At 64.0% G+C, this 25,576-nt stretch carries 26 protein-coding genes; 7 read left to right on the top strand and 19 right to left on the bottom strand.

From position 1 onward, the window contains the following. Window position 1: 1 nt before the first annotated feature. From VF651_09185 to VF651_09150, 8 genes are all read right to left on the bottom strand, one after another. A complete protein-coding gene (locus VF651_09185) occupies window positions 2–943 on the bottom strand; it encodes a formyltransferase (protein HEX7965877.1) in 942 nt (313 codons plus the stop codon). Further along, a complete protein-coding gene (locus VF651_09180; GenBank protein HEX7965876.1) occupies window positions 940–1,893 on the bottom strand; it encodes a glycosyltransferase in 954 nt (317 codons plus the stop codon). The genes VF651_09185 and VF651_09180 overlap by 4 nt, the downstream gene beginning before the upstream one ends. A gap of 9 nt (window positions 1,894–1,902) precedes the next feature. Next, on the bottom strand, window positions 1,903–3,036 hold the full coding sequence (locus tag VF651_09175) for a DegT/DnrJ/EryC1/StrS aminotransferase family protein (GenBank protein HEX7965875.1): 1,134 nt from the start codon (window positions 3,034–3,036) through the stop codon (window positions 1,903–1,905). A 15-nt stretch (window positions 3,037–3,051) separates the two neighbouring features. Further along, window positions 3,052–3,423 carry an SMR family transporter gene (locus tag VF651_09170; GenBank protein HEX7965874.1) on the bottom strand — a complete coding sequence of 124 codons (372 nt, stop codon included), beginning with the start codon at window positions 3,421–3,423 and terminating at the stop codon, window positions 3,052–3,054. Continuing rightward, complete coding sequence (locus VF651_09165; protein HEX7965873.1) at window positions 3,420–5,036, bottom strand: glycosyltransferase family 39 protein; 1,617 nt, start codon at window positions 5,034–5,036, stop codon at window positions 3,420–3,422. Before VF651_09165 ends, VF651_09170 begins: the two co-directional genes overlap by 4 nt. Window positions 5,037–5,140: 104 nt before the next feature. Next, entirely contained in the window at window positions 5,141–5,422 is a 282-nt protein-coding gene (locus tag VF651_09160) for a TfoX/Sxy family protein (GenBank protein HEX7965872.1), read from the bottom strand. Between the two features lie 29 nt (window positions 5,423–5,451). Next, window positions 5,452–5,883 carry an NUDIX hydrolase gene (locus VF651_09155; protein ID HEX7965871.1) on the bottom strand — a complete coding sequence of 144 codons (432 nt, stop codon included), beginning with the start codon at window positions 5,881–5,883 and terminating at the stop codon, window positions 5,452–5,454. Then, a complete protein-coding gene (locus tag VF651_09150; GenBank protein HEX7965870.1) occupies window positions 5,883–6,281 on the bottom strand; it encodes a S4 domain-containing protein in 399 nt (132 codons plus the stop codon). Before VF651_09150 ends, VF651_09155 begins: the two co-directional genes overlap by 1 nt. Window positions 6,282–6,515: 234 nt before the next feature. On the opposite strand from VF651_09150, the gene VF651_09145 reads away from it, so the two are divergent. The 6 genes from VF651_09145 to VF651_09120 all read left to right on the top strand — a co-directional run bounded on the left by VF651_09145 (window position 6,516) and on the right by VF651_09120 (window position 12,984). After that, window positions 6,516–7,232: a CPBP family intramembrane glutamic endopeptidase gene (locus tag VF651_09145; protein HEX7965869.1), complete on the top strand. Its 717-nt coding sequence runs from the start codon at window positions 6,516–6,518 to the stop codon at window positions 7,230–7,232. A 389-nt stretch (window positions 7,233–7,621) separates the two neighbouring features. Further along, window positions 7,622–8,818, top strand: coding sequence for a glycine C-acetyltransferase (locus VF651_09140; GenBank protein HEX7965868.1), 1,197 nt, complete (start codon window positions 7,622–7,624; stop codon window positions 8,816–8,818). Between the two features lie 14 nt (window positions 8,819–8,832). Continuing rightward, window positions 8,833–9,858, top strand: a complete 1,026-nt coding sequence (gene tdh, locus VF651_09135; GenBank protein HEX7965867.1) for an L-threonine 3-dehydrogenase — start codon at window positions 8,833–8,835, stop codon at window positions 9,856–9,858. A 35-nt stretch (window positions 9,859–9,893) separates the two neighbouring features. Then, entirely contained in the window at window positions 9,894–10,271 is a 378-nt protein-coding gene (locus VF651_09130; protein HEX7965866.1) for a hypothetical protein, read from the top strand. Between the two features lie 271 nt (window positions 10,272–10,542). After that, window positions 10,543–11,088, top strand: a complete 546-nt coding sequence (locus tag VF651_09125; protein HEX7965865.1) for a peroxiredoxin — start codon at window positions 10,543–10,545, stop codon at window positions 11,086–11,088. Between the two features lie 126 nt (window positions 11,089–11,214). Further along, a complete protein-coding gene (locus VF651_09120) occupies window positions 11,215–12,984 on the top strand; it encodes a GAF domain-containing protein (GenBank protein HEX7965864.1) in 1,770 nt (589 codons plus the stop codon). Window positions 12,985–13,017: 33 nt separating this feature from the next. Here the strand turns inward: VF651_09120 and VF651_09115 are convergent, their stop codons facing one another. The 4 genes from VF651_09115 to sppA form a co-directional block, all read right to left on the bottom strand. Further along, complete coding sequence (locus tag VF651_09115) at window positions 13,018–13,737, bottom strand: hypothetical protein (GenBank protein HEX7965863.1); 720 nt, start codon at window positions 13,735–13,737, stop codon at window positions 13,018–13,020. A gap of 44 nt (window positions 13,738–13,781) precedes the next feature. Further along, window positions 13,782–14,597, bottom strand: coding sequence for a hypothetical protein (locus tag VF651_09110; GenBank protein HEX7965862.1), 816 nt, complete (start codon window positions 14,595–14,597; stop codon window positions 13,782–13,784). Then, the gene (locus VF651_09105) at window positions 14,598–15,176 is read right to left on the bottom strand and encodes a hypothetical protein (protein ID HEX7965861.1); all 579 of its coding nucleotides are present in this window, start codon (window positions 15,174–15,176) and stop codon (window positions 14,598–14,600) included. A gap of 249 nt (window positions 15,177–15,425) precedes the next feature. Next, window positions 15,426–17,252: a signal peptide peptidase SppA gene (sppA, locus tag VF651_09100; GenBank protein HEX7965860.1), complete on the bottom strand. Its 1,827-nt coding sequence runs from the start codon at window positions 17,250–17,252 to the stop codon at window positions 15,426–15,428. 242 nt (window positions 17,253–17,494) lie between these two features. On the opposite strand from sppA, the gene VF651_09095 reads away from it, so the two are divergent. Beyond that, entirely contained in the window at window positions 17,495–17,731 is a 237-nt protein-coding gene (locus VF651_09095) for a hypothetical protein (GenBank protein HEX7965859.1), read from the top strand. 1 nt (window position 17,732) lies between these two features. Here VF651_09095 and VF651_09090 read toward each other — a convergent pair whose 3' ends face one another. The 7 genes from VF651_09090 to ffh all read right to left on the bottom strand — a co-directional run bounded on the left by VF651_09090 (window position 17,733) and on the right by ffh (window position 25,567). After that, entirely contained in the window at window positions 17,733–19,085 is a 1,353-nt protein-coding gene (locus VF651_09090; GenBank protein HEX7965858.1) for an aminotransferase class V-fold PLP-dependent enzyme, read from the bottom strand. Window positions 19,086–20,154: 1,069 nt separating this feature from the next. After that, entirely contained in the window at window positions 20,155–22,080 is a 1,926-nt protein-coding gene (locus VF651_09085) for a hypothetical protein (GenBank protein ID HEX7965857.1), read from the bottom strand. Window positions 22,081–22,146: 66 nt separating this feature from the next. Beyond that, window positions 22,147–22,488: a 50S ribosomal protein L19 gene (gene rplS / locus VF651_09080; protein HEX7965856.1), complete on the bottom strand. Its 342-nt coding sequence runs from the start codon at window positions 22,486–22,488 to the stop codon at window positions 22,147–22,149. A 17-nt stretch (window positions 22,489–22,505) separates the two neighbouring features. Continuing rightward, window positions 22,506–23,255 (bottom strand): tRNA (guanosine(37)-N1)-methyltransferase TrmD, encoded by a 750-nt coding sequence (gene trmD, locus VF651_09075; GenBank protein HEX7965855.1) that lies wholly within the window; start codon window positions 23,253–23,255, stop codon window positions 22,506–22,508. A gap of 8 nt (window positions 23,256–23,263) precedes the next feature. Beyond that, entirely contained in the window at window positions 23,264–23,773 is a 510-nt protein-coding gene (rimM, locus tag VF651_09070; GenBank protein HEX7965854.1) for a ribosome maturation factor RimM, read from the bottom strand. A gap of 4 nt (window positions 23,774–23,777) precedes the next feature. Then, window positions 23,778–24,026 carry a 30S ribosomal protein S16 gene (rpsP, locus tag VF651_09065; protein ID HEX7965853.1) on the bottom strand — a complete coding sequence of 83 codons (249 nt, stop codon included), beginning with the start codon at window positions 24,024–24,026 and terminating at the stop codon, window positions 23,778–23,780. 182 nt (window positions 24,027–24,208) lie between these two features. Further along, entirely contained in the window at window positions 24,209–25,567 is a 1,359-nt protein-coding gene (ffh, locus tag VF651_09060; protein HEX7965852.1) for a signal recognition particle protein, read from the bottom strand. Between the last annotated feature and the right edge of the window lie 9 nt (window positions 25,568–25,576).

Genomic DNA, 25,576 nt, shown 5'->3' with positions numbered 1-25,576 from the left:
TTCAATCTCCCAATGAAAGCGGTCTGTTCAGGTGCTGCGCGAGCTGCGCGGCATCCAGCGTGCGGCCATCCAGCTCGAGGGCCAGTATCTCGATGCGCTTGCCGTCGCCGCAATCGGCATAGCAGCGGCCCGTGGACTCCATATATAAGGTCGGCTGCGGGTTCTTCGCCGCCTCGTCAGGATAATGGCTGCGCAGCACCTTGAGGGGCTTGCCGCCCGCCGTGCTGTAGGCGCCCGGATAAGGCGGCGCCACGGCCCGGACCAGGTTGTGCACGCTCCAGGCGGGCTGCTTCCAGTCTATGCGCCCGTCCTCCGGGCGGCGGCGGCCGTAGTAGCTGCCGGCCTTGAGGTCCAGCGGCTGGCGGGCCGCGGTGCCGAGCACCAGGGACGGCAGGCTGCGGTCCAGCACCTGCTCCGCCGCCACCGTGACCTTGGCGAACACCTCGCTCGCGGTGTCGTCCGGTAGGATCGGCACCGCCTGCTGGTCGACGAGGTCGCCGGCGTCCGGCTTGGCCTCCATGTAGTGCAGGCTCGCGCCGGTCTGGCGCTCGCCGTGGAGCACCGCCCAGTTCACCGGCACCCGGCCGCGGTACTTGGGCAGGAGCGAGCCATGCATGTTGAGGGCGCCGCGCGGGGCGATGCCGAGCAGCCGCTCGCCCAGCATGAAGCGGTAGTAGAAGGAGAACAGGAAGTCGGGCTTGAGTGCCTCGATGCGCGCGGCGAGCTCGCCCGTGTTCGGGTCCGCCGGCGTCGCCACCGGGATGCCGTTCAGCTCGGCGAGCTTCTTGACGCTGCCGAACCATATCTTCTCGTTGGGGTCGTCCTCGTGGGTGACCACCAGGCTCACGCGCACGCCGTAGGCGAGCAGCACCGACAGGCAGCGCACGCCCACGTCATGGTAGGCGAACACCACCGCGCTGGCGGAGCCGACGCGCGGGCTCATCGCGACTGCTTCTCGAGGATGCTGCGGATCAGGAAGCGCGGCCGGCGCTGCACCTCCTGGTAGATGCGGCCCACGTACTCGCCGAGCAGGCCGATGCCGAACAGCAGGATGCCGATGAAGAAGAACGCCAGGGCGAACAGGGTGAACACGCCCTGCACCGTGCCTTCCGGATACAGGATGCGGTACAGCACCAGGAACAGGAACAGGAAGAACGAGCCGGCGGCGATGATGACGCCGAATAACGAGAACACCTGCAGCGGCACCACCGAGAAGCCGGTGACCAGGTCGAAGTTGAGGCGGATGAGCTTGTAGAGGGAGTACTTGGACTCCCCCGCCTCGCGCTCGTCGTGCTCCACCTCGATCTCGACGGGCTTGAGCGCGTACAGGTAAGCCAGCGCCGGGATGAAGGTGTTGATCTCGCTGGTGTTGTTTATCGCATCTATGACATGCCGCGAATAGGCGCGCAGCATGCAGCCCTGGTCCGTCATCTTGACCTTGGTGATGCGCTCGCGCAGGCGGTTCATGGCGCGGGAGGCGTACTTGCGCCAGGCCACGTCCCGGCGGCTGCGGCGGATGGTGCCGACGTAGTCGTAGCCCTCGTCCATCTTCTTCAGGAGGTTGCCGATCTCCTCCGGCGGGTTCTGCAGGTCCGCGTCCAGCGTGACCACGGCGTCGCCGCGCGACACCTCGAAGCCGGCGAGGATGGCCGCGTGCTGGCCGAAGTTGCTCTGCAGCAGCACCACGCGGGTCGCGTCCTCGCGCTTGCCGAACTGCTCCCTCAGCATCGCGGCGGAGCGGTCGGCGCTGCCGTCGTCCACGAAGATGACCTCGTACTCGCGGCCCAGGGCGTCGAGCGCGGGATACAGGCGCCTGAACAGGGTCTCCAGGGACTCCTGCTCGTTGTAGACCGGTATCACTACCGATAACTCAGGTGCGCGCTTGTCGCTCATGCGTCTCCCTCAGGCCTTCTGCGTGAGACAGTGTCGCAGGGCATCGCAGACCCTGTCCACGTCCGACATCTGCATGGTGGGGAATAGGGGGAAGGTCAGGGTCTCGCTGCCGATGCGCTCGGCGTTGGGGAACTGGCCTTCCTTATATCCCATCTTCTTGTAGAAGCTGAACTGGTTGAGGGCCTGGTAGTGGATGCCGAGGCCGATCCCCTGGGCGTGCATGCGCTGCTTGAGGGCGTTCCGGTCCAGGCCGTACTTCTTATATAGAGGCAGCGGCGTGAACATGTGCCAGCTGTGGCCGGCGTCGCCCTTGGCGGGCAGCACGACCAGGGACTCGTCCGCCAAGAGCTCGAAATAACGGTAGGCCAGCTCGCGGCGCTTCTTGTTGAACTCGTCCAGGCGCTTCAGCTGCCCTATGCCGACGCGGGCGGCCACGTCCGTCATGTTGTGCTTGCTGGCGGCCTCGGTGATGTCCATGGTCCCGTCCGGGAACTTGGTGATGCCGTGGAAGCGCAGGATCTCGAGGCGCCGCGCCTCCTCCGGCGTCGCCACGGACACCGCTGCGCCCTCGATGGTGGTGAGGTTCTTGTTGGCGTGGAAGCTGAACACCACGATGTCGCCGAAGGAGCCGACGCGCTTGCCTTTATATTCGGTGCCGATGGCCTGGGCCGCGTCCTCGATGACACGCAGGCCGTGCTTCTTGGCCAGCGCGTACACCGCATCCAGGTCAGCGGCCATGCCGTTGAGGTGCACCGGCATGATGGCGCGGGTCTTGGGGGTGACGGCGGCGGCGGCCTGGTCCATGAGCATGGCGCGGCTGCGCAGGTCCACGTCCACCAGCACGGGCTTGGCGCCCACGCGCACCACCACGTTGGCGGTGGCGGCGAAGGTCATGGCCGGGACGATGACCTCGTCCCCCGGGCCGATGCCGGCCATCACCAGCGCCTCTTCCATCGCGCCGGTGGCGTGCAGGTAGGTGCGCACTTGGCGCTGGCCGCCGAGATAGTCGCTGAGGCCCTTCTCCAGCTGCTCCACCATGGGGCCGGAGGTGATCCACCCTGAGCGCAGCACGTCCGCCACCCCCTGGATGGTCTCCTCATCGAGGGTGGGACGGGTGAAAGGCAGATAATCCTTGTTACTCATCATCAACCTTATAAGTCAGCTGCGGGCCACGAGGAAGACGCCCACGATGATCACCCCGATGCCGGTGAGACGCATCGCATTCACGGCCTCGCCCATGAAGGCCCAGGCGATGAACGCCGTGACCACGTAACCCAGGGACAGCATCGGGTAAGCGATGCTCACCTGCACCCGCGACAGCGCCAGGATCCACACCACCACGCTCACGGCATAGCAGAACAGGCCGGTGAGGATGTGGGGCTCCAGCGCGAGCTTGAGGCCTGCGCTCCATATCGTGGCAGGCGTCAATTGGATGACACCCAGGTCCTTCACCCCCGCCTTGAGCAGGAGCTGGGCCGCCGCGTTGAGCAGCACGCCGGTGAGCACCAGGGCGAAACTGACGAGGTTCATGGTTTCCTCACGGCGACGTGTTGCGGGTCCCGGCCGATGACCGTCATGGGCAGGCCTTGTCTTGCCAGCGTGTCATACATGTCCGGCGGCATCACCGCCAGGGCGGGCCCGCCGGACCGCCATTGTGAGGCAAAAGCCCGCAGCTCCGGAATCCACTTCTCCTGCTGCCGGCCGATGCCGTATTCCAGCTCGCCCATGTAGGCGACCACGGTGAGGGTGCGACCGAGGTAGAACGGCAGGGACTGGGGGTAGTCCTCGAGACTATATATAGGCATGTCCGCCGTGAGGCTCGGGGCCATCTGGTCCGCCAGGCTCCTCTGGGAGTAGGCCGGCGACAGGGCCTGGGCGCCGAGGGCGAGCACCTGGGTGCCGGCGAAGAGGCCCGCGGTCATCACCGCGAGGCCAGCGGCGACCTTGCCGAAGTGGGCCAGGAAGAACCCCGCCGCCGACGCCAGCAACACGACGCAGATGCCGGTGCCGAGCCAGGGCAGGAAGGCCTGGTACAGCTCCAGCGGCAGCTTGTCGGTGTGCTGCTGCAGCCCCGGGGCCTGCCACAGGGCCAGCACCGCCAGGATCGCGCAGAGGAAGGCGCTCAGCATGGCGTCGCGCCGGCGCAGCAGGGCGAGCTCGCGCCCCACCAGCAAGGCCAGCGCCGGGAAGATGGGCAGGATGTAGCTGCCGAGCTTGGAGTCGGAGAGCGAGAAGAACAGGAAGATGAACCCGCACCAGAGCCACAGGAACAGCAGGCTGTTGAAGCGGCCGGGCTCCGCGGCGTAGGTCCCGCGCCGGAACAGCGCGGCGGCGGCGCGCAGGAACTGCGGCAGGAAAGCGAACAGGCCGAACAGCAGGATGGGGATGAAGAACCACCAGGGCTCCACGCGGTGATGCACGGTGGTGAGGAAGCGCTGGAAGTGCTCGTGGATGAAGAAGAACTGGGCGAAGCCGGGGTTGCGCAGGCTCACCAGGACGAACCAGGGTGCCGTGATCACCATGTATATGAGGAGGCCACCCAGGGCATGGAGCTGCCTGAACCGGAACCATTCCCGCGTGATGAGCACGTAGAGCATGAACACCGCGCCCGGCAGCACCACCGCCTCGAGGCCCTTGCTCAGGGTGGCGAGGGCCGCAGCGGCCCAGGCGAGGTACATGAAACCGCGCCGGGCTTTCGGATCCGCCGCGGCCATGGACAGCAAGAAGCCGAACAGGCTCGCGCTCATGAAGAACGTCACGCCCATGTCGAGGGTGTTGAAGTGCCCCATGACGGCGTAATAAGCGCTGCCCGCGAGCACCAGCGCGGCGCACCAGGCGGTGCGCGCGTCGAACAGGCGGCGGGCGGTGTAGGCCGTCATCAGGATGCCGAGGAAGCCCAGCAGCGCAGTCCACAGGCGCGAGGTGGCGTTGGAGACGCCGAAGGCCTCGTAGGCCACGGCGGTCGCCCAATACTGCAGCGGCGGTTTCTCGAAATAGTGGAAGCCGTCGAGGCGCGGCGTGACCCAGTCGCCGGTGACCAGCATCTCGCGCGGGATCTCGGCGTAGCGGCCCTCGTCGGTCTGGAACAGGTCGCGGTGGCCGAGCCCGGTGAACCAGGCCAGGGCCAGGAGCAGCACAGCCACGAGCGTCTTGGCACGGGTGCTAAGAACCATGGCTGGCGCGGGCCCGAGGGAGGAAAGGCCGCAGATTATATAGGAGGGACGTGGGATTTTCGCCCCGCCGGGCATCAGTCCCGCCCTGCCACCGCCGTACGCGCCCATTTCTGCAGCGTTTCGGCGTCCTCGAGGATGTCCGCGGGCACCTCGTAGTAGCGATGTAGCTCTTGCTTGCCTTTCGGATTGAAGGGCTTGCTGCCGGCTTTGACATAGGCAGGCCGGCTGGCCTCGTCGGTGCGGAAGTAGAGCGCGCCCTTGTGCACTATCCCGAAGAAGGCTTCGCCCATGTAAAGGCCGGTGCCTCCAAACATAGAGCGTGTCTTGATGCCCTTGGCTTCGGCCAATTGCTCCAAGACGTAATCCAAGAAAGAGGTGTCGACCACTACCGTAAGGGGGCAACCAGCCCCGTCTCGCGGAAACGGCGATAGTCCGCGAGCACGATCGCATGATCGAAGGCGAGCGCTGGAGGATGCAGAGGGTCGAAGACCTGCACGTTCTTGGCATCGTCCCCCGCCGTCGGCGAGCCGTGAGCTTCGGCCACGTAGACGGCGGTGACGGTGTGGCCGCGCGGGTCGCGGTCCGGGTCAGAGTAGTTACCCAGCAGGGCCTTGAGCTTCACCTTGAGGCCTGTCTCCTCCTCCGCTTCCCGGACCGCTGCGTGCTCGAGAGTCTCGCCCACGTCCACGAAGCCGCCGGGGATGGCCCAGCCGTGGGGCGGGTTCTTGCGCTCGATGAGCACGATGGGACGGCCAGGCTGGTCGAGCAGCTCGATGATGATGTCGGCGGCGATGATGGGCGTGACTGGTCTACCCATCAGACCTCTCCCTTGCGCGTGAACTTGATGATGTGGCGCCTGTCTCTCTTGTCGGGCCGCTTCTCAGGCGCGGGGTTCTTGAGCGCCTTGCTCTTGCGCAGCACCGCGCGGGCGGCGCGCTCGTCGATGCTGGCGCTGGTCTCCTCGTAGAGCGCCTGGGCTTGAGTCGCGGGGCCGCGCTTGTCTGACAAAGCGCGCACGATGACTTCCAGGGACCCGGTGCCGCGGGTCAGGGAGACGGTGTCGCCGATGCGCGCGTCACGGGAAGGCTTCACGCGGACGCCGTCCACATGCACCTTGCCGCCGTTGATGGCGACGGTGGCGAGGCTGCGCGTCTTATATAGACGGGCCGCCCAGAGCCACTTATCCAACCTGACGTCTCCTGCTTTCTCGCGCATCTGATTTAACCGTTTAACCCCCCACTATGTGAATCTTTTGTGACAGTCACTTCGCATGGAGGCCATCTCAGCACAGCAGAGGAAAAGCCGATAGCCCCTCCCCGAGGGGGTTGACCGACATCGCCCGGCAGGTGCCGGACAGCGTTATGGAATATCCTCCTCTGCAGTCCGGTAGCTGCTTTAAGACCCGCGAAACATCGCCCGTGCCAGACCGCAATCTCTTGGAGGGTATCGATGGATACGCTGATGTTCTCCCTGACCTTCATGTCCGCCGCACTGGTGCTCGCCTTGCTAGCAAAGAGCCTGGACAGGCGCATCCTCCTGGTGGGAGCGGTGCTCTTCGCTCTTTACCTCTCGCTGGACGACTTCGTGACCGGCCTTCCCGCTCTCTTGCCGGCACTCGACCTCATCCCAGGACACTGGAATTGGACCGGAAAGATCCTGAGCCTGATGTTCGCGGCGATCGTCATCATCTCGCTGCGCCTTTCGCCCGACGCCGTCGGCCTGCGCAGGCAGGAGCATCCCCGCATCGCATGGATCGCCTTGGGCCTCTTCATCGTGTGGGGAGCCTGCCTCGGGTTCCTGTTCAAGCCCGGCGTGCCGGACGCGGAGACGCTGGCGTTCCAGGCGACCATGCCGGGATTGGCGGAGGAACTTGCCTATCGGGGCGTCGCTCCGGCGATCCTCCTCATGCTCATCAACCGCAAGCCCCACGTCGATGGCATCCCGTGGGCCGTTATCCTCGTGACATCCGTGACATTCGGGATCTGGCACGCCTTGAGCTACTCCCATGGACATATCGGGTTCGACGTGATGTCGGGACTCTTCCCCTTCATCGGCAGCATCCCGGGCGGCTGGCTCCGCTTCAAGACCAAGAGCCTGCTGGTGCCGGTGCTGGGACACAGCCTCGCCAATGTGGCGTTCCACGTCGCAGGCGCACTGGCGGGCTAACAAAGACGCTCTATCTGCGCGGCCCTGAGAGTCTCGCCTTCCGGGCCGCCCGGGACCGAGAGATTTCGCTTCCAGGGTAGGAATGGACGGCTGCGCGGAGGGAGCGTACTCCTTCATATATGTGAGGCGCGTAGCTTTCGAGACATCCGAGAATGAGGGATTTTGGCCCCTGGCTAGGCGCCGACGGCCGAGCAACCGGAGCGTACTCTTCAGTACGTGAGGGCACCCGCATGCGGGTGCGAGCGGACAGGAGGTCCGCTCGGGACCATGAGCGAAGCAGGATAGCGAAGCGAAATGACGAGGCCCGAGGCAACGACGCCAGGGGACAAAAGAGCCATTCTCGGACGCTGGTATAATGCGCCCGCGTTTTTAGGCCTATGGAGCCTCCCTTGAACCCCTCCCTCCTCGCCCACCTCAAGCAGCAGACCCAGGCCCTCCACGAGCAGGGGCTGTACAAGACCGAGCGGGTGATCAGCACGCCGCAGCAGGCGGCGATCAAGGTGCAGGGCGGCGCGGAGGTGCTGAACTTCTGCGCCAACAACTACCTGGGGCTCTCGGACCATCCGGCGCTGGTGAAGGCGGCCCAGGAGTCGCTCGGCAAGTTCGGCTTCGGCATGTCCTCGGTGCGCTTCATCTGCGGCACCCAGACGGTGCACAAGGAGCTGGAGGCCCGGCTCTCGAAGTTCCTGGGGATGGAGGACACCATCCTCTACGGGTCCTGCTTCGACGCGAACGGCGGCCTGTTCGAGACCATCCTGGACGAGCAGGACGCGGTGATCAGCGACGCGCTGAACCACGCCTCCATCATCGACGGCGTGCGCCTGTGCAAGGCCAAGCGCTTCCGCTACAACAATAACGACATGGCGGACCTGGAGGCGAAGCTCAAGGAGGCGGACGCGGCCGGCGCGCGCTACAAGCTCATCGCCACCGACGGCGTGTTCTCCATGGACGGGATCATCGCGGACCTCAAGGGCATCTGCGACCTGGCCGACAAGTACCAGGCACTGGTGATGGTGGACGACTCCCACGCGGTGGGGTTCATGGGCGAGAAGGGCCGCGGCAGCCACGAGTTCCGCGGCGTGATGGGCCGCATCGACATCATCACCGGCACGCTCGGCAAGGCGCTGGGCGGCGCTTCGGGCGGCTACACCTCCGGGCGCAAGGAGATCGTGGAGTGGCTGCGCCAGCGCTCCCGCCCCTACCTCTTCTCCAACACCCTGATGCCCGCCATCGCCGCCACCTCTCTCAAGGTGCTGGACATGCTGGAGGGCGACGACAGCCTGATCAGGAAGGTGCATGCCAACAGCAAGCGCTTCCGCGAGGGCATGCAGAAGCTCGGCTTCAAGCTGGCCGGCGCGGACCACCCCATCATCCCCGTGATGCTGGGGGACGCGCGGCTCGCCAAGGCCATGGCCGACGACATGCTGGCGGAGGGCATCTACGTGATCGGCTTCTCCTTCCCGGTGGTGCCGAAGGACCAGGCCCGCATCCGTACGCAGATGTCCGCTGGCCACGAGCCGGAACATATAGATAGAGCCATTGCTGCCTTCGCCAAGGTCGGCCGCAAGCACGGCGTCATCAAATAATCCAAGGAATCCCCATGAGAGCTCTCGTAAAAGCTAAGGCCCAAGAAGGCATCTGGCTGCAGGACATGCCGAAGCCCAAGATCGGCCACAACGACCTGCTCATCAAGGTGAAGAAGACCGCCATCTGCGGCACCGACATCCACATCTATAACTGGGATGAGTGGGCCTCCAAGACCATCCCGGTGCCCATGACCGTGGGCCACGAGTTCGTGGGCGAAGTGGCGGAGATCGGCAGCGAGGTGCAGGGCTTCAAGGTCGGCGACCGCGTCTCGGGCGAGGGCCACATCACCTGCGGCCACTGCCGCAACTGCCGCGCCGGCCGGCGCCACCTGTGCCGCAACACCGTGGGCGTGGGCGTGAACCGCCCCGGCTGCTTCGCCGAGTACCTGGCGATCCCGGCGGTGAACGCCTTCCCGCTGCCCAACGACATCCCGGACGACGTGGCCGCGTTCCTGGACCCGCTGGGCAACGCCACCCACACCGCGCTCTCCTTCGACCTCGTGGGCGAGGACGTGCTCATCACCGGCGCCGGCCCCATCGGCTGCATGGCGGTGGCCATCGCCAAGCACGTGGGCGCGCGCCACGTGGTGATCACCGACGTGAACGAATACCGGCTGGAGCTGGCGAAGAAGATGGGCGCCACCCGCACCGTGAACGTGATGAACCAGAAGCTCGAGTCGGCCATGGCTGACCTCGGCATGAAGGAAGGCTTCGACGTGGGCCTGGAGATGTCCGGCAACGCGCAGGCCTTCCGCCAGATGCTGGAGACCATGACCCACGGCGGCAAGGTGGCGCTGCTCGGCCTGCTGCCGGCGGATGCCGCCATCGACTGGAGCAAGGTGATCTTCAAGGGCCTCGTGCTCAAGGGCATCTACGGCCGCGAGATGTTCGAGACCTGGTACAAGATGGTCTCCATGCTGCAGAGCGGGCTCGACATCAGCCCGGTGCTAACGCACCACTACAAGGTGCAGGACTTCCAGCAGGGGTTCGATGTGATGAGGTCTGGAAAATCGGGGAAAGTAGTTTTAGATTGGAATTGAGCTAATCCCAGCCCGGCGCCGTTCGAGGGGGACGCATGCCGTGGACGCTTGAACTCGCCGAGCAGGGCCAAGTGCTGCTGCTCACCTACCGCGGACTGCTCTCGCCGGCAGAATCCGCCGGCATGACGCGGCAGACCCTGGAGCGCATCCTGGAGACGGGCGTGATGCGGGTGATGCTGGACTGCAGTGCGGCGCAGATGGAGATCCCGGTCACCGACATCTACAAGCTGCCGGACCGCTACGAGGCGGCCGGGGTGCCCCGGGCCATCCGCGTGGCGGTGTTGGTGCCCCACGACAACTACAAGCGCGAGCTGTTCGAGTTCTACGAGGACGTGTGCCGCAACCGCGGCTACTTCGTACGCCTATTTGAAGACGCCGTCGCTGCTTGGGACTGGCTCAGGGCCGAGGGATAGACCCCCGCTTGGTCGAGTGATGCAGCCGTCGCTGGATTAAGTCAAAACCTTCTGGCTGGCGGCGACCGCCAGCTCCCCCGCTTCGCTCTCCTGCTCCGCGGGCAGCACTGGGCAGGCTATCCGTGCCTGCCCGTTCGACCGGATGGTCATGCCACTGGCATGACCATGAAGTCGCCGGTCTCACCGGGGAATAAATCCCGCCGCGTCCGGGTCCCCCATGCAGCCCCTAACGGGCTTATCATCACCCCCTGAATCCGCCAAGGAGATGCTCATGAAGCGCCTGCTCACCCTGCTCCCGCTCACGCTGGCCGCCCTCGCCCTGCCCGCCTTCGCGGCCCTCTCCGTCGGCGCCAAGGCGCCGATGTTCACCGCCCAGGCTTCGCTGGACGGCAAGGAGTTCACCTTCAAGCTGGCGGACGAGCTGAAGAAGGGCCCGGTGGTGGTGTACTTCTACCCGGAGGCCTTCACCAAGGGCTGCACCATCGAGGCGCACAAGTTCGCCGAGGCCATGGACCAGTACCACGCGCTGGGCGCGCAGGTGGTGGGCGTGTCCCACGACAAGATCGACAAGCTCAACAAGTTCTCCGTGAGCGAGTGCCAGAGCAAGTTCCCGGTGGCGGACGACAGCAGCCAGGCGATCATGAAGTCCTACGACGCGCTGCTGCCCGGCCACGAGGAGTACGCGAACCGCACCTCCTACGTGGTCGCGCCGGACGGCACCATCATCTACCAGTACACGGACATGAACCCAGACGGCCACATCACCAACACCCTCAAGGCCATCCAGGACTGGAAGAAGGCCCATACGCCCGCGTGACGCAGGCGGCCAAGCCTTGTGACTGCAAGACGGCCCGCGAGGGCCGTCTTCTTTTTGGGTTGCCGCCGGGAAGCAGTCGCGGTAGCTTGTTGGGCCTGTCCCCCGGGGAAATGGACGGATTCAGACATGAGCCTTCGCCAACTCCTCCTGACCGCGTTCAGCGTCCTGGTCATCGGCGCCTGCCTCGCGGTGCCCTTCATCCCCCTCGCGGCCCAGCCCTTCGACGCCAACTCCGTCCCCGGCAAGACGGTGGCGCTCACCGTGCGGCCGAGTTCCGTGGGCCTGCCCATGCCGGAGGGGATGCAGGAAGGGGACCTCATCTATTTCTCGGACCTGCCTCCGGCGACCCGCGCTTATTTCATGGGCAACTCCAGCAACCCGCCGGTGGGCACCACCCTGGACATCCCGGTGCGGCGCGCCGACGGCCTGCACCACATCAAGGTGGTGTTCCAGAAGATATCCCTGTTCGACGGCAGCCTCACCGTCCAGATCAACTCGGCGGCCAACTACCTGCTGATGCTGCTGAGCGCTGCGCTCGGCCTCCTCCTGCTGTGGCGCGGCCAGAGCCGCGCCACCTTCGGCGTGGCGCTGTGGTGCCTCTCCACCGTGCTGGCGGACATCGCGCAGGTCGTGCCGGTGCCCGGCTCCGCCGGCGTGCTATTCACCTGGCTGACCTCGGTGGTGCTGAACGTGTGCACCCTGATCGGCCTGTACCTGGTGGCGGACGACCTCACGGCCTCCGCGCGGGCGGCGGAGCGGCGCAGGCTCGCGCATTGGACGTTCTCGGCGGTCACGGCGAGCTACATGGCCTGCGTGCTCTACACCAACGGCACCATCTACTTCGGCGGCACCAGCGCCGCCGTGGTCCCCGACCTGGTGGTGGTGCTGCACCTGGTGGGCTTCGGCATGCCGCTCTACATGCTGGCCGCCAACTACCGCCGCTCGGCGCCGCTGGACCAGGCGCGCATCCGCTGGGTGCTGTTCAGCCTGTGCGGCCTGCTGGCGGCCTATGCCATGCGGCTGTCCATCGTGCAGATCGCGCTGCCCTTCGTGGTGGTCTATCTCATCATGACCCTGCTGCAGGCCGCCGCGTTCATCGGCTTCGCCTACGCGTTGCTCAAGCACAGGCTGGTGTCGCTGCAGCTGGTGCTGAACCGGACGCTGGTCTACGGCCTCATCACCACCCTGGTGGTGGGCGTGTTCGCGGCCCTGCTCTCCTTCCTGGAGCGCAACACCGTCAACTCCGAGACCAACAAGTTCCTGGCGCTCATCATCCCGCTGGTGCTGGGCATGGGCATGCACGCCCTGAAGCGGCAGGTGGACGAGCGGATCAACCGGCTGTTCTTCCGCAACAAGCACAAGGCGGAAGCGGAGCTGACCCAGTTCGCCCGCACGGCGCCCTACGTGGAAGACCCGGAGAAGCTCCTGGACCTCACCATGGACGCGCTCTACAGGAACAGCGGCGCCCAGGGCGTGGCGCTCTACTTCACCCAGAAGGGCAAGGCGGGGCCGAAGCTGGTGCGCAAGCAGGGAGAACTGCCCTTCCCCGCCAAGCTGGACAACGACGACCTGGCGCTGCTCAGGCTCAAGGCCGGCGATGCGGAAGTGAACCTGCGGGATACCTTCAGCGCCCTGGAACAGGAAGGCTTCGCCTACGCCCTCACGGTGCGGGGCGAGGTGATGGGGTTCGTGGTGCTGGGCCCGCGGCCTTCCGACGCCTATTCGCTTGAAGAGCGGCGGCTATTCGGCCTCGTGGCCCATCAGGTGGCGGTGGCGATGCATGGGTTGCGGCTGCAGGAGCAGCAGAGTTTGTTACGAGAGTTGGCAGAAGGTGTATTCAAGAGCCTGCCGAAAGCGCGGGCGAAAGCGAAAGAATTAATTGGAGCAGTGGGATGACATTCAAAAAAGGAAACGGCGCCTACTCGCAGTTCATCTTTTAGAACCAAAACTAAGTAAGTTACTCGCAAATCTCTTAACAACTGCAACTGGGGCAGTGTCCACCTCCGACTTGGTCTCAGGGAACATCGCATCACCGCCCTTGAATATGACCTCATCAACAATAGCTTGCTTAGCAGTATTGCGAAAATAGTAAGCCACCGAAACGCCAAACAAATCGCTAAGCTTCGAAAGAGCCTTCTCCAATTGCGCTTTCTTCATTTCCTTGGAACTGTGTTGGTGCATCAAAAAATAAAATGCAGACCAAAACACGGATGCTTGATCGAAGAAAATGCGCTTCGTTGGTGCGATTACTGAATACATGCCACCATTCTTCGCAAACAATAGATCGGCAAACTTTCGGTTTCCTAAACTACATCCAGAAATGAAAAGCCGCCGGTTATGAAGTTTTTTATCAAAAATATCCGCGAATTCTTCAAATGTAATGGATCCAAATGTGAAAGCTAAGGCGTCGTCATTCCCGTGACAGGAAAGATGTAGATATCTGTAGCCAGACGCCCTGAATTCTTTGGATAACTCGATAAGCTCGCGTTGTGTTCTAAAGTAATAGTAGACTGGCTTCTTGCCTTGCAATTTCAACATATCAAACAGAATTTGCCCATCGAGTCGCTTATTTCTCTCATCATCAAGCGTTAATGACTCAAGAATGAAGGTCTCAGCTTCCGTCAGAGAAGCTGGAGGTATTGTGTTCATCTTGAGACCTCTTGTCGTACCATTTAGATTGTTAGTCAACCTGACTAATTGAACTTAGGGTTCAAAAGTACAAGTTGCGTGATATCCGCGTAATACGCTTGTAGTTTCACAGGATCGGGCTGGTAACCTGTCGGATGCCCACAACCATTCCGCAGGTCGAGAGCCGCTTTTAAGTGCTTATACTGAGTGTCATCTAGGTACAACAAAAATCGACATAGAAGTATTAGATGCGCATCTGCCGCTTCTTGTACGTCCAGATCGCTTGAAAACACATAGGGTTTCGTGAACGTTTTAAACATGAGCCCATTATCAGCTTTCATTTTGGCGAATTCGGCGTTCAGTGTAGTAATCCCAAGTGAAGCCAGTTTTTTTTGTATTCTAAAAGCGATAGCACACCAGGCGAGGACCACGGATGCTCGGATGCAGCCCGTCTCCGCACATTGAATTGATTCATCGAGGTATTTTAAAAGCGCAGGATCCGAGACAGGTTGAACCAATTTACGAAGTACATCACCAATCGTCTGGATGGCGGAGCCCTTAATGTAGGTATAAAGCAGTTCGTTCTCGACTTTCCCGATAATCGCCTTTAGAAGTGCTTTGTATTGGGCTCTCGGACTTGCGGCACTGGCTAGTTTGACCAATGCCTTCCAGTTTTCAGATACATCTTGCACATCGGCAGTATCGACGATACTGCTAGACTCCAATACACCAACAACAGGTAACCAGTATTTCTTATATGTATCCTTGACGCGGCCGCGCAAGGACTGACCACTGACGGAAGCAGTGGTCAGCTTGTTCACTTCTTTTTGTATGGAGGTGAGCTCTTCGAGCACATCCTCCAGCGACTGCGCGACATCCATTTACGCAACCGCTGCGATGCTCTTGATTATCTCTCCTGCTTTTTTCATGCCTGCGGCACTAAGTTCCAAATCCTCACCCCTGTCACGTGGCTTGTAGTAATTTTTATTTGCCTTCAGCGTTGCAGAAAAATTCGTTGGATCATAGCAGTCATAGTGAGCGGCCAATTCACGCAAATTCTTCAAAGTGCAAGTAAAAACTCCCGTGTCTAACGCCTGCTTTACGCAGAGTAGTAAAGAAAGACTGACCAGCATTCCTGCCCTGCCATTCCCTGGTATGGAAGACGCGAGCAACTGAGCGCCTGGGCCTGCGGGCTGAAATACTCTTTCTAAAATTTCTATGGTTATCGCGTTAGCAGTGAGGAAAGGTTTAACGGAATCGGGGATACCGCTTGGTACTAGCAGCGAGCTCGACGCGGAAGATGCGACAGACCCGGGAGTAGAAGAATTAGATTTTGAAATTGAGTTCGCGCTAAACCACTGCTCCAAAATCATTTTGAAAGCGGTTTCTTGAAGCGCTGTTGGCGCCTTATTGACGAGCTCAAGGATAGTGTCGAAGTCCGATTTCAACTTATCGAGCATCTTCCCTCTCCCATTAAAGAACTAGCCCCAAATGAATAATCCCACCGCCCTGTATTCGTGTCAAAAAGGCCGCGAAATGCCGGGAATCCTGGTAGTCGTTTGAAAACTATCTTCTTCGGGATCTACAAACGTCACCCGCGCCCGTCAGGGCTAGGCGCGGGAGGCGAGTAGGAGGGAGTGCACTCTTGTGTGCATGACCGACTGCGAGCCGGACCGCAACAACGCCCTGCGGGCGCCGGTGGCGTTTGCCTACCGGACGTCACAGAAACAGAATGCATAGACTCCCCTTGGATCACTAAACACATCCAACCCCTTCGCCACGTCTAGCAGCTTTCCATACCACGGCGCCACGCCGGCGCTGGGCTGCTTCAGCATGCCCTCTTCCCCTGAGTTCTCCGCCAGACTCATGAGCAGCCGGTCGCTGAAGCTCAGGGGCTTCTCTATATAGGTGACGGAGTAGTTCGACCCCAGGCCCGCGAGCTTGGCGGCGGCGGCTTCCGCGTCCTCTATGCCGCCGAACTTGTCCACGAGGCCGAGCTTCTTGGCCTGGGTGCCGGACCAGACCCGGCCCTGGGCGATGGCGTCCACGTCCTGCACCTTCATGTGGCGGTGGTCCGCGACCTTGGTGATGAACTCCTGGTAGCCGTGGTCTATGGTCTGCTGGAACAGGTCCTTCATCTGCGGGCTCATGGGGCGGGTGATGTCGCCCGCGTCGCTGAGCGGCGTGGTGCCGAGCCCATCCGTGTGCACGCCGACCTTGGCGAGGGTGTTCTGGAAGGTGGGCAGCATGCCGAAGATGCCGATGGAGCCGGTGACCGTGGAGGGGCTGGCGAAGATCTGGTCCCCCGCCATGGAGATCCAGTAGCCGCCGGAGGCGGCGAGGCTGCCCATGGAGACCACCACGGGCTTGCCCGCCTCCTTGGTGAGCTCCACTTCCCTGAGGATCAGGTCCGAGGCGAAGGAGCTGCCGCCGGGGCTGTCCACCCGCAGCACCAGGGCGCGCACGGAGTCGTCATACCGCGCGCGGCGGATGAGCTCGGAGGTGGAGTCCCCGCCGACGGTGCCGGGGGGCTGGTCGCCGTCCATGATGTCGCCGGCGGCCACCACCACCGCCACTTCCCCGCCCCGCCCGCGCGGCTCGAGGTCGGCGGCGAGGTAGTCGCGGAAATCTATCTGGCGGAAGGTGTGGCCGGAGGTGCCGGTGACCTTGCTCACCGCTTCCTGCATCTCGTCGTGGGTGGCGATGCGGTCCACGAGGCGGGACTTGAGGGCGAGCGATGCGCCGTCGCCCCCCACCGCTGCGAGGCGGGTGTTGAGGTCGCCGATGTAGTCCTTGATGGCCTCGCCCGGCAGCTTGCGGGCGGCGGTGACATCCTTCTGGTAGTCGCCCCACAGGTCGTCCAGCACCTGGCCGTAATCCTCGCGCGCTTCCGGCGACATGTCGTTGCGCAGGAAGGGCTCCACCGCGGACTTGTACTTGCCGACGCGGAACACGTTCCACTCCACGCCGAGCTTGTCGAGGGCGTCCTTGAAGTAAGGCTGGTAGACGCCGTAGCCCTGCAGGAACACGTAGCCCTGGGGGTGGATGAACACGGTGTCGGCCTGGGCGGCGAGGTAGTACTGGCTCTGGTCGTAGCCGCTCCCTAACGCGAACACGGGCTTGCCGCTCTTCTTGAAGTCGCGGATGGCGCGGCCGATGTCCTGCAGCTTGGTGAGGCCGGCGCCCTGCATCTGGTCCGTGGCCAGCACCAGGGCCTTGATGCGCTTGTCGTCCGCCGCGCGCTCGATGGCCTCGATCACGTCGGCGAGGCGCGTCTCGGGGTCGCGCTTCTGGCCCAGCATGCGGTCGATGGCGCGCTGGCCGGGCTGGCCGGAGAGCTGCTCCACCACGCGGCCCTGGATGTCCACCACCAGGGCGGCGGAGCTCGGCACGATGACGCGGTGCTCGGTGAGGCTGCCGACGAGGAACAGCAGCACCAGGATGGTGATGATGAGGTTGACGATGGAACGGCAGAAGTAGTCCCAGACCTTCCACATTCCGCCGAAGATATGCACGAAAAAGTTTTTTTGGGCCACGATAAATCCCTATCCTTGAGTGCTCAACAACCAACTCAAAGCTGCTGCGCTCGCCAGGGCGTCGTTGCGCTCGGACTCGCAATCGGTCATGCACATCAAAGTGCACTCCCTCCTGCTCGCCTTGCGCGCCTAGCCCCGGCTTCGCTCGCGACGCTTTGAGGCTCTCTACCCCTTATAAGGCATGCTTCAGCGAGAAGCTCTTATATGATGCTATATATTATGCCCAAGCACGGGGGCAGAACATGAAAGCAGCACAAGACAGACTGGGCGAGCGTAGTGCCGCGGCGCTGGCGGTGTGCCTCAGCTGCGCCGCGCTGTTCCTGCTGATCTGGCTGTGGTGGGACGCGACCGGCGGCGACGGGCCGTTCTACTGGTCCTGGCGCACGCCCGTGATCGCGACCGCCCTCTTCACCGCCCTCGCCTACCTGATGCCGGAGAAGATGGTGAAGTCCCTGGGCAGGCTGCTGGGAACCCGCTGATTCAGCCCCGCGCGAGCACGTCCGAAGCCGCCGCGCCCAATACCTCGACGATCTTAGGCAGCCACTCCTTGTGCTCCGGCTTCATGAGGCAGGAGCGCAGCGCGGCGGTGGTGTCCGCATCCGCCTTGAGCTTGGGCCACCAAGCGCCCGCGAGGGCCTCCGGAAGTTTCAGCAGCGCGAGGTGAAGCTGCCGCTCCGCTGCGGCATCGAACACGGCTTGCGCCCGCTCTCCTGCCTGCTTGCGGCCCGAGCCCGTCAGGGTCCAGACCACGATGTCGAGCTCCGGCGCGAGGCCGGGCAGATAACGCTCATCCTTCGACAGGGCCGCATGCAGCTCCAGCGCCGCCGCGCGCCCTGCAGCGAGACCCTGGGCGAACTCGCCGCCCCGGGTCATGGGCAGCAGGCGCTGGGTGGCCCAGAGCGCCACCGCTGCGGCACCGGCGCGGGAGCACTCCAGGCTGATCTCGCCCAGGTGCAGCTCGGCGGAGGTGAAATAGGTGTAGGGCGAGTCGTGCTTGTAATAGCGGCCCACGGAAGGATCCTTGAACAGCACGCATCCGCAGCCATAAGGCTGCAGGCCGTGCTTATGGGGGTCCACCACGATGGAGTCAGCTTCAGATACGGCGTCGTAGGCGGCGCGGGCATTGGAACCCAAGTTGTCCACCAAGGTGAAGTAGCCGCCGTAGGCGGCGTCCACATGCACACGGAATCCGTACTTCTCCCGCAACGGGAGGATCTCGTGCAGCGGATCCACGGCGCCGAGGGCGGTGTTGCCGAGGGTCACCACCACGGTGGCGGCGGGCTCGCGCTTGAGCTGGTCTTCCAGCGCGCCCACGTCCATGCGGCCGAGGCTGTCCACCGGCACGCTCTTGAAAGACAGACCCAGGACTTCGCACATGCGGCTGTGGGTGTAGTGGGCCTGGGACGAGGCCAGCACCAGGCCGGACTTAACGTGCCGCGCGACCCAGAGAGCCTCCAGGTTCGCGATGGTGCCGCTGGCGGAGAGATGGCCGAGGTGCTCCCTGTAACCGAACATGGTGGCGATGGCGGCGACGGCTTCGCGCTCGAGGGTGGAGCTGGCGCGGCCGCCGTCCAGGGCATGGTTGTTGGGGTTGATCCAGAGGGCGAGCATGTAGGCGAGGCGCGCCATGGCGTGCGGGGGCTTTAGCATCTGCCCCGCGTAGAGCGGATGGAAATAGGGATAGTTGTCCTGCATGCGCCGCGCGGTCTCGAGCAGGACTTCGCGGCCGCGAGAGTCCAGCGCGGGCGCCTGGAAGCCGGGCATACCGGAGAAGCCCTGCTCAAGCACAGTGAGGGCTTCTTCGAGGACTTTGAGAGAATCGCGTTCGAGCATTATTGGCCTAACTAGGTGGAAGCCGACACACTAACACCGCTGAGAGCATGAATGGCTCTGGTCACATTCATACGAGCATTACGCTCGAAGCGATCAAACATAGGCTGCCAATGATAGATGCGAGGCCTACCCAGGAATGATTTCAGTATGGCTACACGTTTGGGGTTGTAGATAGATTTCGGGACCCACCGATATTCAGTTCTTACATCGCGCTCAAATTCGTCATAACGGCTTTGGGTGGCGCCGAGAATCGCCAAATCGATATCAACTACCAGGCCACAGTCCCCACCGCGGGACGGAGCTAGATGACGCGTGGCCATGATACATGTGCTAATGCGGCTTATTTTTTCAGGGGCCATGCCAACACTAATGCCGAATTTAGCCATCCAATTCGCACTCCGCTCCTCGTTCGATCTCGACATTGGCCTATATATCGCATCGTGAAACCAGAGTGCACATTCCACTTCAGGTGGGTGCTCTGCAAGGTCTTTGACCCCGTCAAACACAGACAGGCATTCGGCTATGTGCCGTGCCGTGTGATACCGACGATGCTTCTGCGCGTACTCCGATTGCAATTGAGAGAACGTATCGTCTTCAAACGCGACCTCTAGCCCGCGAAGCAGCGCACTCCAGCGTTCAATGTTCATTATGAGAAGCGAGGAGCGTCATCACGCCGGAGGCCCAAAGCCTGCAACACATTCTTTCCAGCTAGTACCAGATATAGCCAAGCCTTCTTCCAGCGCCCCGTCAACAGGATTATGTGGATGTGCCAGCCCTGCTCACGGCGCGCGCTATAGCCGCTATACAACACGCTGTAGGCCTGGGAATCCCCTACTCTTGCTAAGGCCAGAGACTGAGCCCGTGTCATGCCGAGTACGAGCATTTCCGAGAGATCGGTAGGAGATGGTTCACCAGCATCTCGAGGAAAAGAAAGCAGGTAGTAGTCCGGAATCATGTCCAGCCGGATCCGATATAAGGTGCACCGTTGACCGCTAGACAATGCAAATGTGTCGGTGATTTCGTGCATATCCAAAATTCCAGGCTGTTAACCCATTGGGAGCGGTCTCACTCAATGCAATTCGCCGCCCGATTTGGCCGGCAGCAGCATGAGCTGTTGCAGGTCATGCTCCAGCACTGCCTGCTGGGCGGGATCGCGGGTGGCGTTGAGCAGGCCCCGGTAGAGCTGGCGCGCGTCCTCGATGTAGCCCGCGCGCCCAAGCATCTGCGCCGCCTGGTAGCGCGCGGTCTGGGCCCAGGGGTCCAGGGTGAAGGGGCCCGGCAGCATGGCGGAGCGCAGGTAAAGCTCCGCTGCCTTGGGGAAATCCTCCACCGCCTTGTAGGAGTCCGCGGTCCAGTAGAGCATCTGGCGGCGCTGGTCCGGCGGTAGGGGCTTGGCCAGCAGCGCCTCGAACAGCGGGATCGCGTCCTTGTCCCGGTGCAGGGTCTGCAGGTCGAACAACACTTGCAGTACTTCCTCGACATCGACCGGCGCTTCACCTTCTATCAGTTTGTGCAGCGAGGCGACTCCCGCGGCGGGATCGCCGCCGAGGATGAACACGTGGGCGCGCTTGAGCTGCCAGGCCATCTCGGCGGCTGCCTCGTCGCGCTTCTCGCCGGGCGCGGCGGGCGGCGCGGAGTCCAGGCCCTGCAAGAGCCGCGAGGCCAGCGGGATGTCCGGCATGGCCAGCACGTCGTCCACCAGGAGATAACGCACTTCGGCGGGGACGGACTCGGGATCCTTGAAGCGCTCGGAGTCGAGGTAGAGGTGGCGCAGCACCACGCCGCCGTAGCGCTGGCGCTGCAGCAGCGCGGCGAACTGGCCGTGGGCCACAGACGACTGCTTGGGATCGCCGGCCTGGTATGCGACGACGCTGAACAGCGCCGCGGCGCCGATGGGCGCAGTGTCGTACTGGTTGGAAGCCGCCACGAACCAGGCCTGGTCGTCCCCCACCACGAGCTGCAGGTCGTTGCCGAGGGCCTCGCCGTAACTTATGTAGGCGTCCCACAGCATGTCGGGGCTGAGGACGAACACGTCGTCCTGCTCGATGAGCACGTCCTGCAGGCCGAGGGCGTTCTGCAGCGCGCTGATGCGCGCCGCCGGGTTGTGCAGCCGGTCGGCTGCCTCGGCGGCGATGATCCAGGCGCGCACCTGCTCCGCCGCGGGCGCCTTGCTGTCGCTGCCGATCTTCACCGCCTGGCCGAGGGCGTCGCCCGGCGTGAGCGTGCCGCTGCGCAGCGAGGCGAGGAGCGCGAGCATGTCCGCCTCGTCGCCGGCCACGTCCTGCAGCACGTCGAGCGCGGACTGGGGCTGGCCGGACCTCAGGAACAGGCGCGCTTCCAGCAGCGGCCAGGCGCCGGCGTCCTTCGGGTAGTCCTGGCGGTAGCGGATCACCGCGGCCTGGGCGTCGTCGAGCCGGCCGAGGGAGGTGTAGCAGCGGATCACGAGCTGGCGCAGCGCCGCGAGGTCGCGCTCGTCCGGCGGGTGTTTCTCGTCCCAGATGAGGGGCTGCACCAGGGCGAGCGCCTTGGCGCCGTCGCCCATGTGCAGCCAGGCGTCCGCCGCCTGCATGGCTTCCCAGGCGCGGAAGTCCGGCGTCGCGTCCTTCGGCAGCTTGCCCATGCGCCGCACCACCGCTTTCCAGGCGTGGCTCGACTGGTAGATGTAGATGCGCTCGCGCTCCCAGCTCATCCAGCCGGCGGGATCCTTGGCGGGGTCCGGCTGGTCGCGGTCCATGATGCCGAGCGCCAGGCGCGGCGCGCCCGCCTCGGACATGCCGCTCACGGTCTCGAGGCTGATGAGGTTGGGATCCACCGGCGGCGGCGCGGCGGTGGCCGCGGCAGGAGCGGGTTTCGGCTGCGTGGGCTTGGCGGCCGCCTTGGGCTGCGCCTTCTTGGCGGCGGCGGGCTTCGGGGCCGGTGCCTTCGCCGCATGGGCGCCGCCCGCCGCGAGCAGCGCGGCGAGCAGGCCGATGGCGAGTGGGCGAAGCTGCGGCATCCTTAGTACCCCGGAAAGAAAACGGGCGCCCGAGGGCGCCCGTTTAGTCTAGCAGCAGAGCTTGGCTCAGACTTTCTCGCGGATGCGGGCGGCCTTGCCGGCGAGATCGCGCAGGTAGTACAGCTTGGCGCGGCGCACGTCGCCCCTGCGCTTCACTTCGATGCCGCCGATCACCGGGCTGTGGGTCTGGAAGGTGCGCTCCACGCCCTCGCCGTGCGAGATCTTGCGCACGGTGAAGGAGGAGTTGAGGCCGCGGTTCTTCATGGCGATGACCAGGCCCTCGAAGGCCTGCAGGCGCTCGCGCTCGCCGTCCTTCACCTTGACCTGCACCACCACGGTGTCGCCGGGCTCGAAGGCCGGGACCTTCTTCAACTGCGCTTCTTCGACCGCCTGGATGATCTTGTTCATGACTGCATTACCCTTGTTCAAACCGTTTTATCGCCGTGTTCGCGGATGAAGTCCTCGAGCAACTTCTCCTGTTCCGCGCTCAATTCCAACTTCTGCAACAGGTCCGGACGCCGCTTCCAGGTCCGTCCCAGCATCTCTTTCATGCGCCAGCGGCGTATCGCCGCGTGGTCGCCCGAGAGCAGCACCTCCGGCACCCGCCGCCCGTCTATCTCCTCGGGCCGCGTGTAGTGCGGACAATCCAGGAGCCCGTTCTCGAACGAGTCCTGGGCGGCCGACTCCTCGTCGTTCAGCGCCCCGGGGATGAGCCGCGCCAGCGCGTCCACCATCACCAGTGCCGGCAGCTCGCCGCCGGACAGCACGTAATCGCCGATGGACCACTCTTCGTCCACCTCGGTCTCGATCAGGCGCTCGTCCACGCCCTCGTAGCGTCCCGCCACCAGCACCAGCGCCGGGTGCCGCGACAGCTCGCGCACGCCCGCCTGGTCCAGCGGCCGGCCTTGCGGGCTGAGGTAGATCACCTTCGCCCCGGGGCCCGCCTTCCCCTTCGCCTCGCGGATGGCCGCGCGCAGGGTCTCGACCTTCATCACCATGCCGGGGCCGCCGCCGTAAGGCCGGTCGTCCACGGTCTTGTGACGGTCGGTGGCATGGTCGCGCGGGTTGCTCGTGCCCACCTGCAGCAGACCGCGCTCCACCGCGCGTCCCGTCACACCGAACTGGAGCAGCGCTGTGACGCTCTCCGGAAACAACGTGACGACTTCGATATGCATCACAGCCTCTAGAAATCCGGATCCCAGTCCACCGTGATGGTCCCGGCGCCGAGGTCGACGCCCTGGATCACCTGGCCCTGGATGAACGGGATGAGGCGTTCCCGTTCTCCCTTCACCACCAGCACGTCGTTCGCGCCGGTGGCCATCAATCCATCCACCTTGCCGAAGCTCCGACCCTCTGTGGTCTTCACTTCGAGGCCGACGAGGTCAGCCCAGTAATACTGTCCGGGCGCCGGCTCGCCCAGCTGGTCGCGCCACACCGCGATGTCGGCGCCCATGAGTGCGGCAGCCTGGTCGCGGTCGTCGAGTCCGACGAGCTTGGCGGCGAGCCCCTTGCCGTGGGGCCGGAACTCGGCGACCTTCCATTCCTTCCAGCCCTCGCCCTGCTTCAGCTGCCAGGGTGAGTAGCCGGCGATCTCTTCGCGCGGTTCGGTCCAGGAGAGGAGCTTGATCCAGCCCTTGACGCCGAACGGGCCGCCGACCTTGCCGATGACGATGCGCTTGCGCTCACCGCTCATCGGATCACAGCGCGACCTTGTGCTCCTTGAGCAGGTACTGCACGCGCTCGGACGGCTGGGCGCCGTTCGAGAGCCAGTGCTTCATGCGCGCGGCGTCGACGCGCAGCGTCTCTTCGTGCTTGGCGGCCAGCGGGTTGTAGAAGCCCAGGCGCTCGATGTAACGGCCGTCGCGCGAGCTGCGCTTGTCGGTCGCGACCAGGTGGTAGAAGGGGCGCTTCTTGGCGCCGCCGCGGGAAAGACGGATGGTGACCATTAAATCTGATCCTCTATAAAAAACTTGGGGCCGCCCTGAGGGGAGACCCCGGAAAAGAGCAGGGTATTTTACGGAAATCCGGAGAAAAGTGAAGAGCTTACGAGCGATTTGGGGGCTGAAAACCGGCCCCGGAGGCTGAAAAGGGCCAAAAACCCGCTTAAACCCTGATCGATACCGGCGCCCTATCGGGGCCCAAAACCGGGCGGCAAGCGCCCTTTCAGGCTCCGCATCATCTTGGCCATACCGCCCGCGCCGGACATTTTTTTCATCACGTCCGCGAGTTGGTCGTACTGCTTGATGAGGCGGTTCACTTCCTGCACCTGGGTTCCGGAGCCCTGGGCGATGCGGCGGCGGCGGGAGCCGTTCAGGAGGTCCGGCTTGGCCCGCTCCCTGGCGGTCATGGAGTCGATGATGGCGATCTGGCGCTTGAGCTCCTTGTCGCCGAACTGGCCGTTCACCTTGCCTGCCATGGCGGCACCGCCCGGCAGCTTGTCCAGCATGGCGCCCATGCCGCCCATGGACATGAACTGCTGCAGCTGGGCGCGGTAGTCGGCGAGGTCGAAGCGCTTGCCCTTCTTGAGCTTCTCGGCGAGCTCGGCGCCCTTCTCCCGGTCGATCTTCTGCTGTGCTTGTTCGACAAGCGCCAGCACGTCGCCCATGCCGAGGATGCGGCCGACGACGCGGTCCGGCTGGAACGCTTCCAGCGCGGCGGTGTCCTCGCCCACGCCCATGAACTTGATGGGCACGCCGGTGACGTGGCGCACCGAGAGCGCGGCGCCGCCGCGGGCGTCGCCGTCGGCCTTGGTGAGGATGACGCCGGTGAGCGTGAGGGCCTTGCCGAACTCGGCGGCGGCATTGGCCGCGTCCTGGCCCGCCATGGCGTCGATGACGAACAGGGTCTCCTTGGGATCGAGCGCGGCGGCGAGCGCCTGCACTTCCTGCATGAGCTCCTGGTCCACGTGCAGGCGGCCGGCGGTGTCCACGATGAGCACGTCGTGCAGGCGCGCCTTCGCTTCCTTGAGCGCGCCGGCGGCGATGACGAGGGGCTGGTCGCTCACGGAGTCGAAATAGTCCACGCCCACCTGGGCCGCGAGCTTCTTGAGCTGCTCCCGCGCAGCGGGGCGGTAGACGTCGGTGCTGACGAGCAGCGGCTTCTTGTGCAGCCGCTCCTTGAGGTAGCGCGCGAGCTTGCCGGCGCTGGTGGTCTTGCCCGCGCCCTGCAGGCCCGCCAGCAGGATGACCACCGGCGGCTGGGCGGCGAGATCCAGCGGCGCGCCGGGGCCGATGGCCTTGAGCAGCTCTTCGTGGACGATCTTGATGAAGGCCTGGCCCGGCGTGAGGCTGGCGCTCACCTCCGCGCCCAGGGCGCGGTCGCGGGCGGCGTCGGTGAAGGCCTTCACCACCGGCAGCGCCACGTCCGCTTCCAGCAGCGCCATGCGCACGTCGCGCAGGGCGTCTCTTATGTTTTGCTCGGACAGCCGGCCGGTGCCGCGTAGGGCGGACAGGGTCTTATCGAGGCGTTCGGTGAGGGACTTGAACATGGTCAGAAG

This window comes from Gammaproteobacteria bacterium, assembly GCA_036383255.1.
In the GTDB taxonomy this organism is placed as follows: Bacteria; Pseudomonadota; Gammaproteobacteria; order Natronospirales; family REEB76; genus DASUBN01.
The sequence above is the reverse complement of the archived record's forward strand: the minus strand, read 5'-3'. Positions and strand labels throughout refer to the sequence as shown.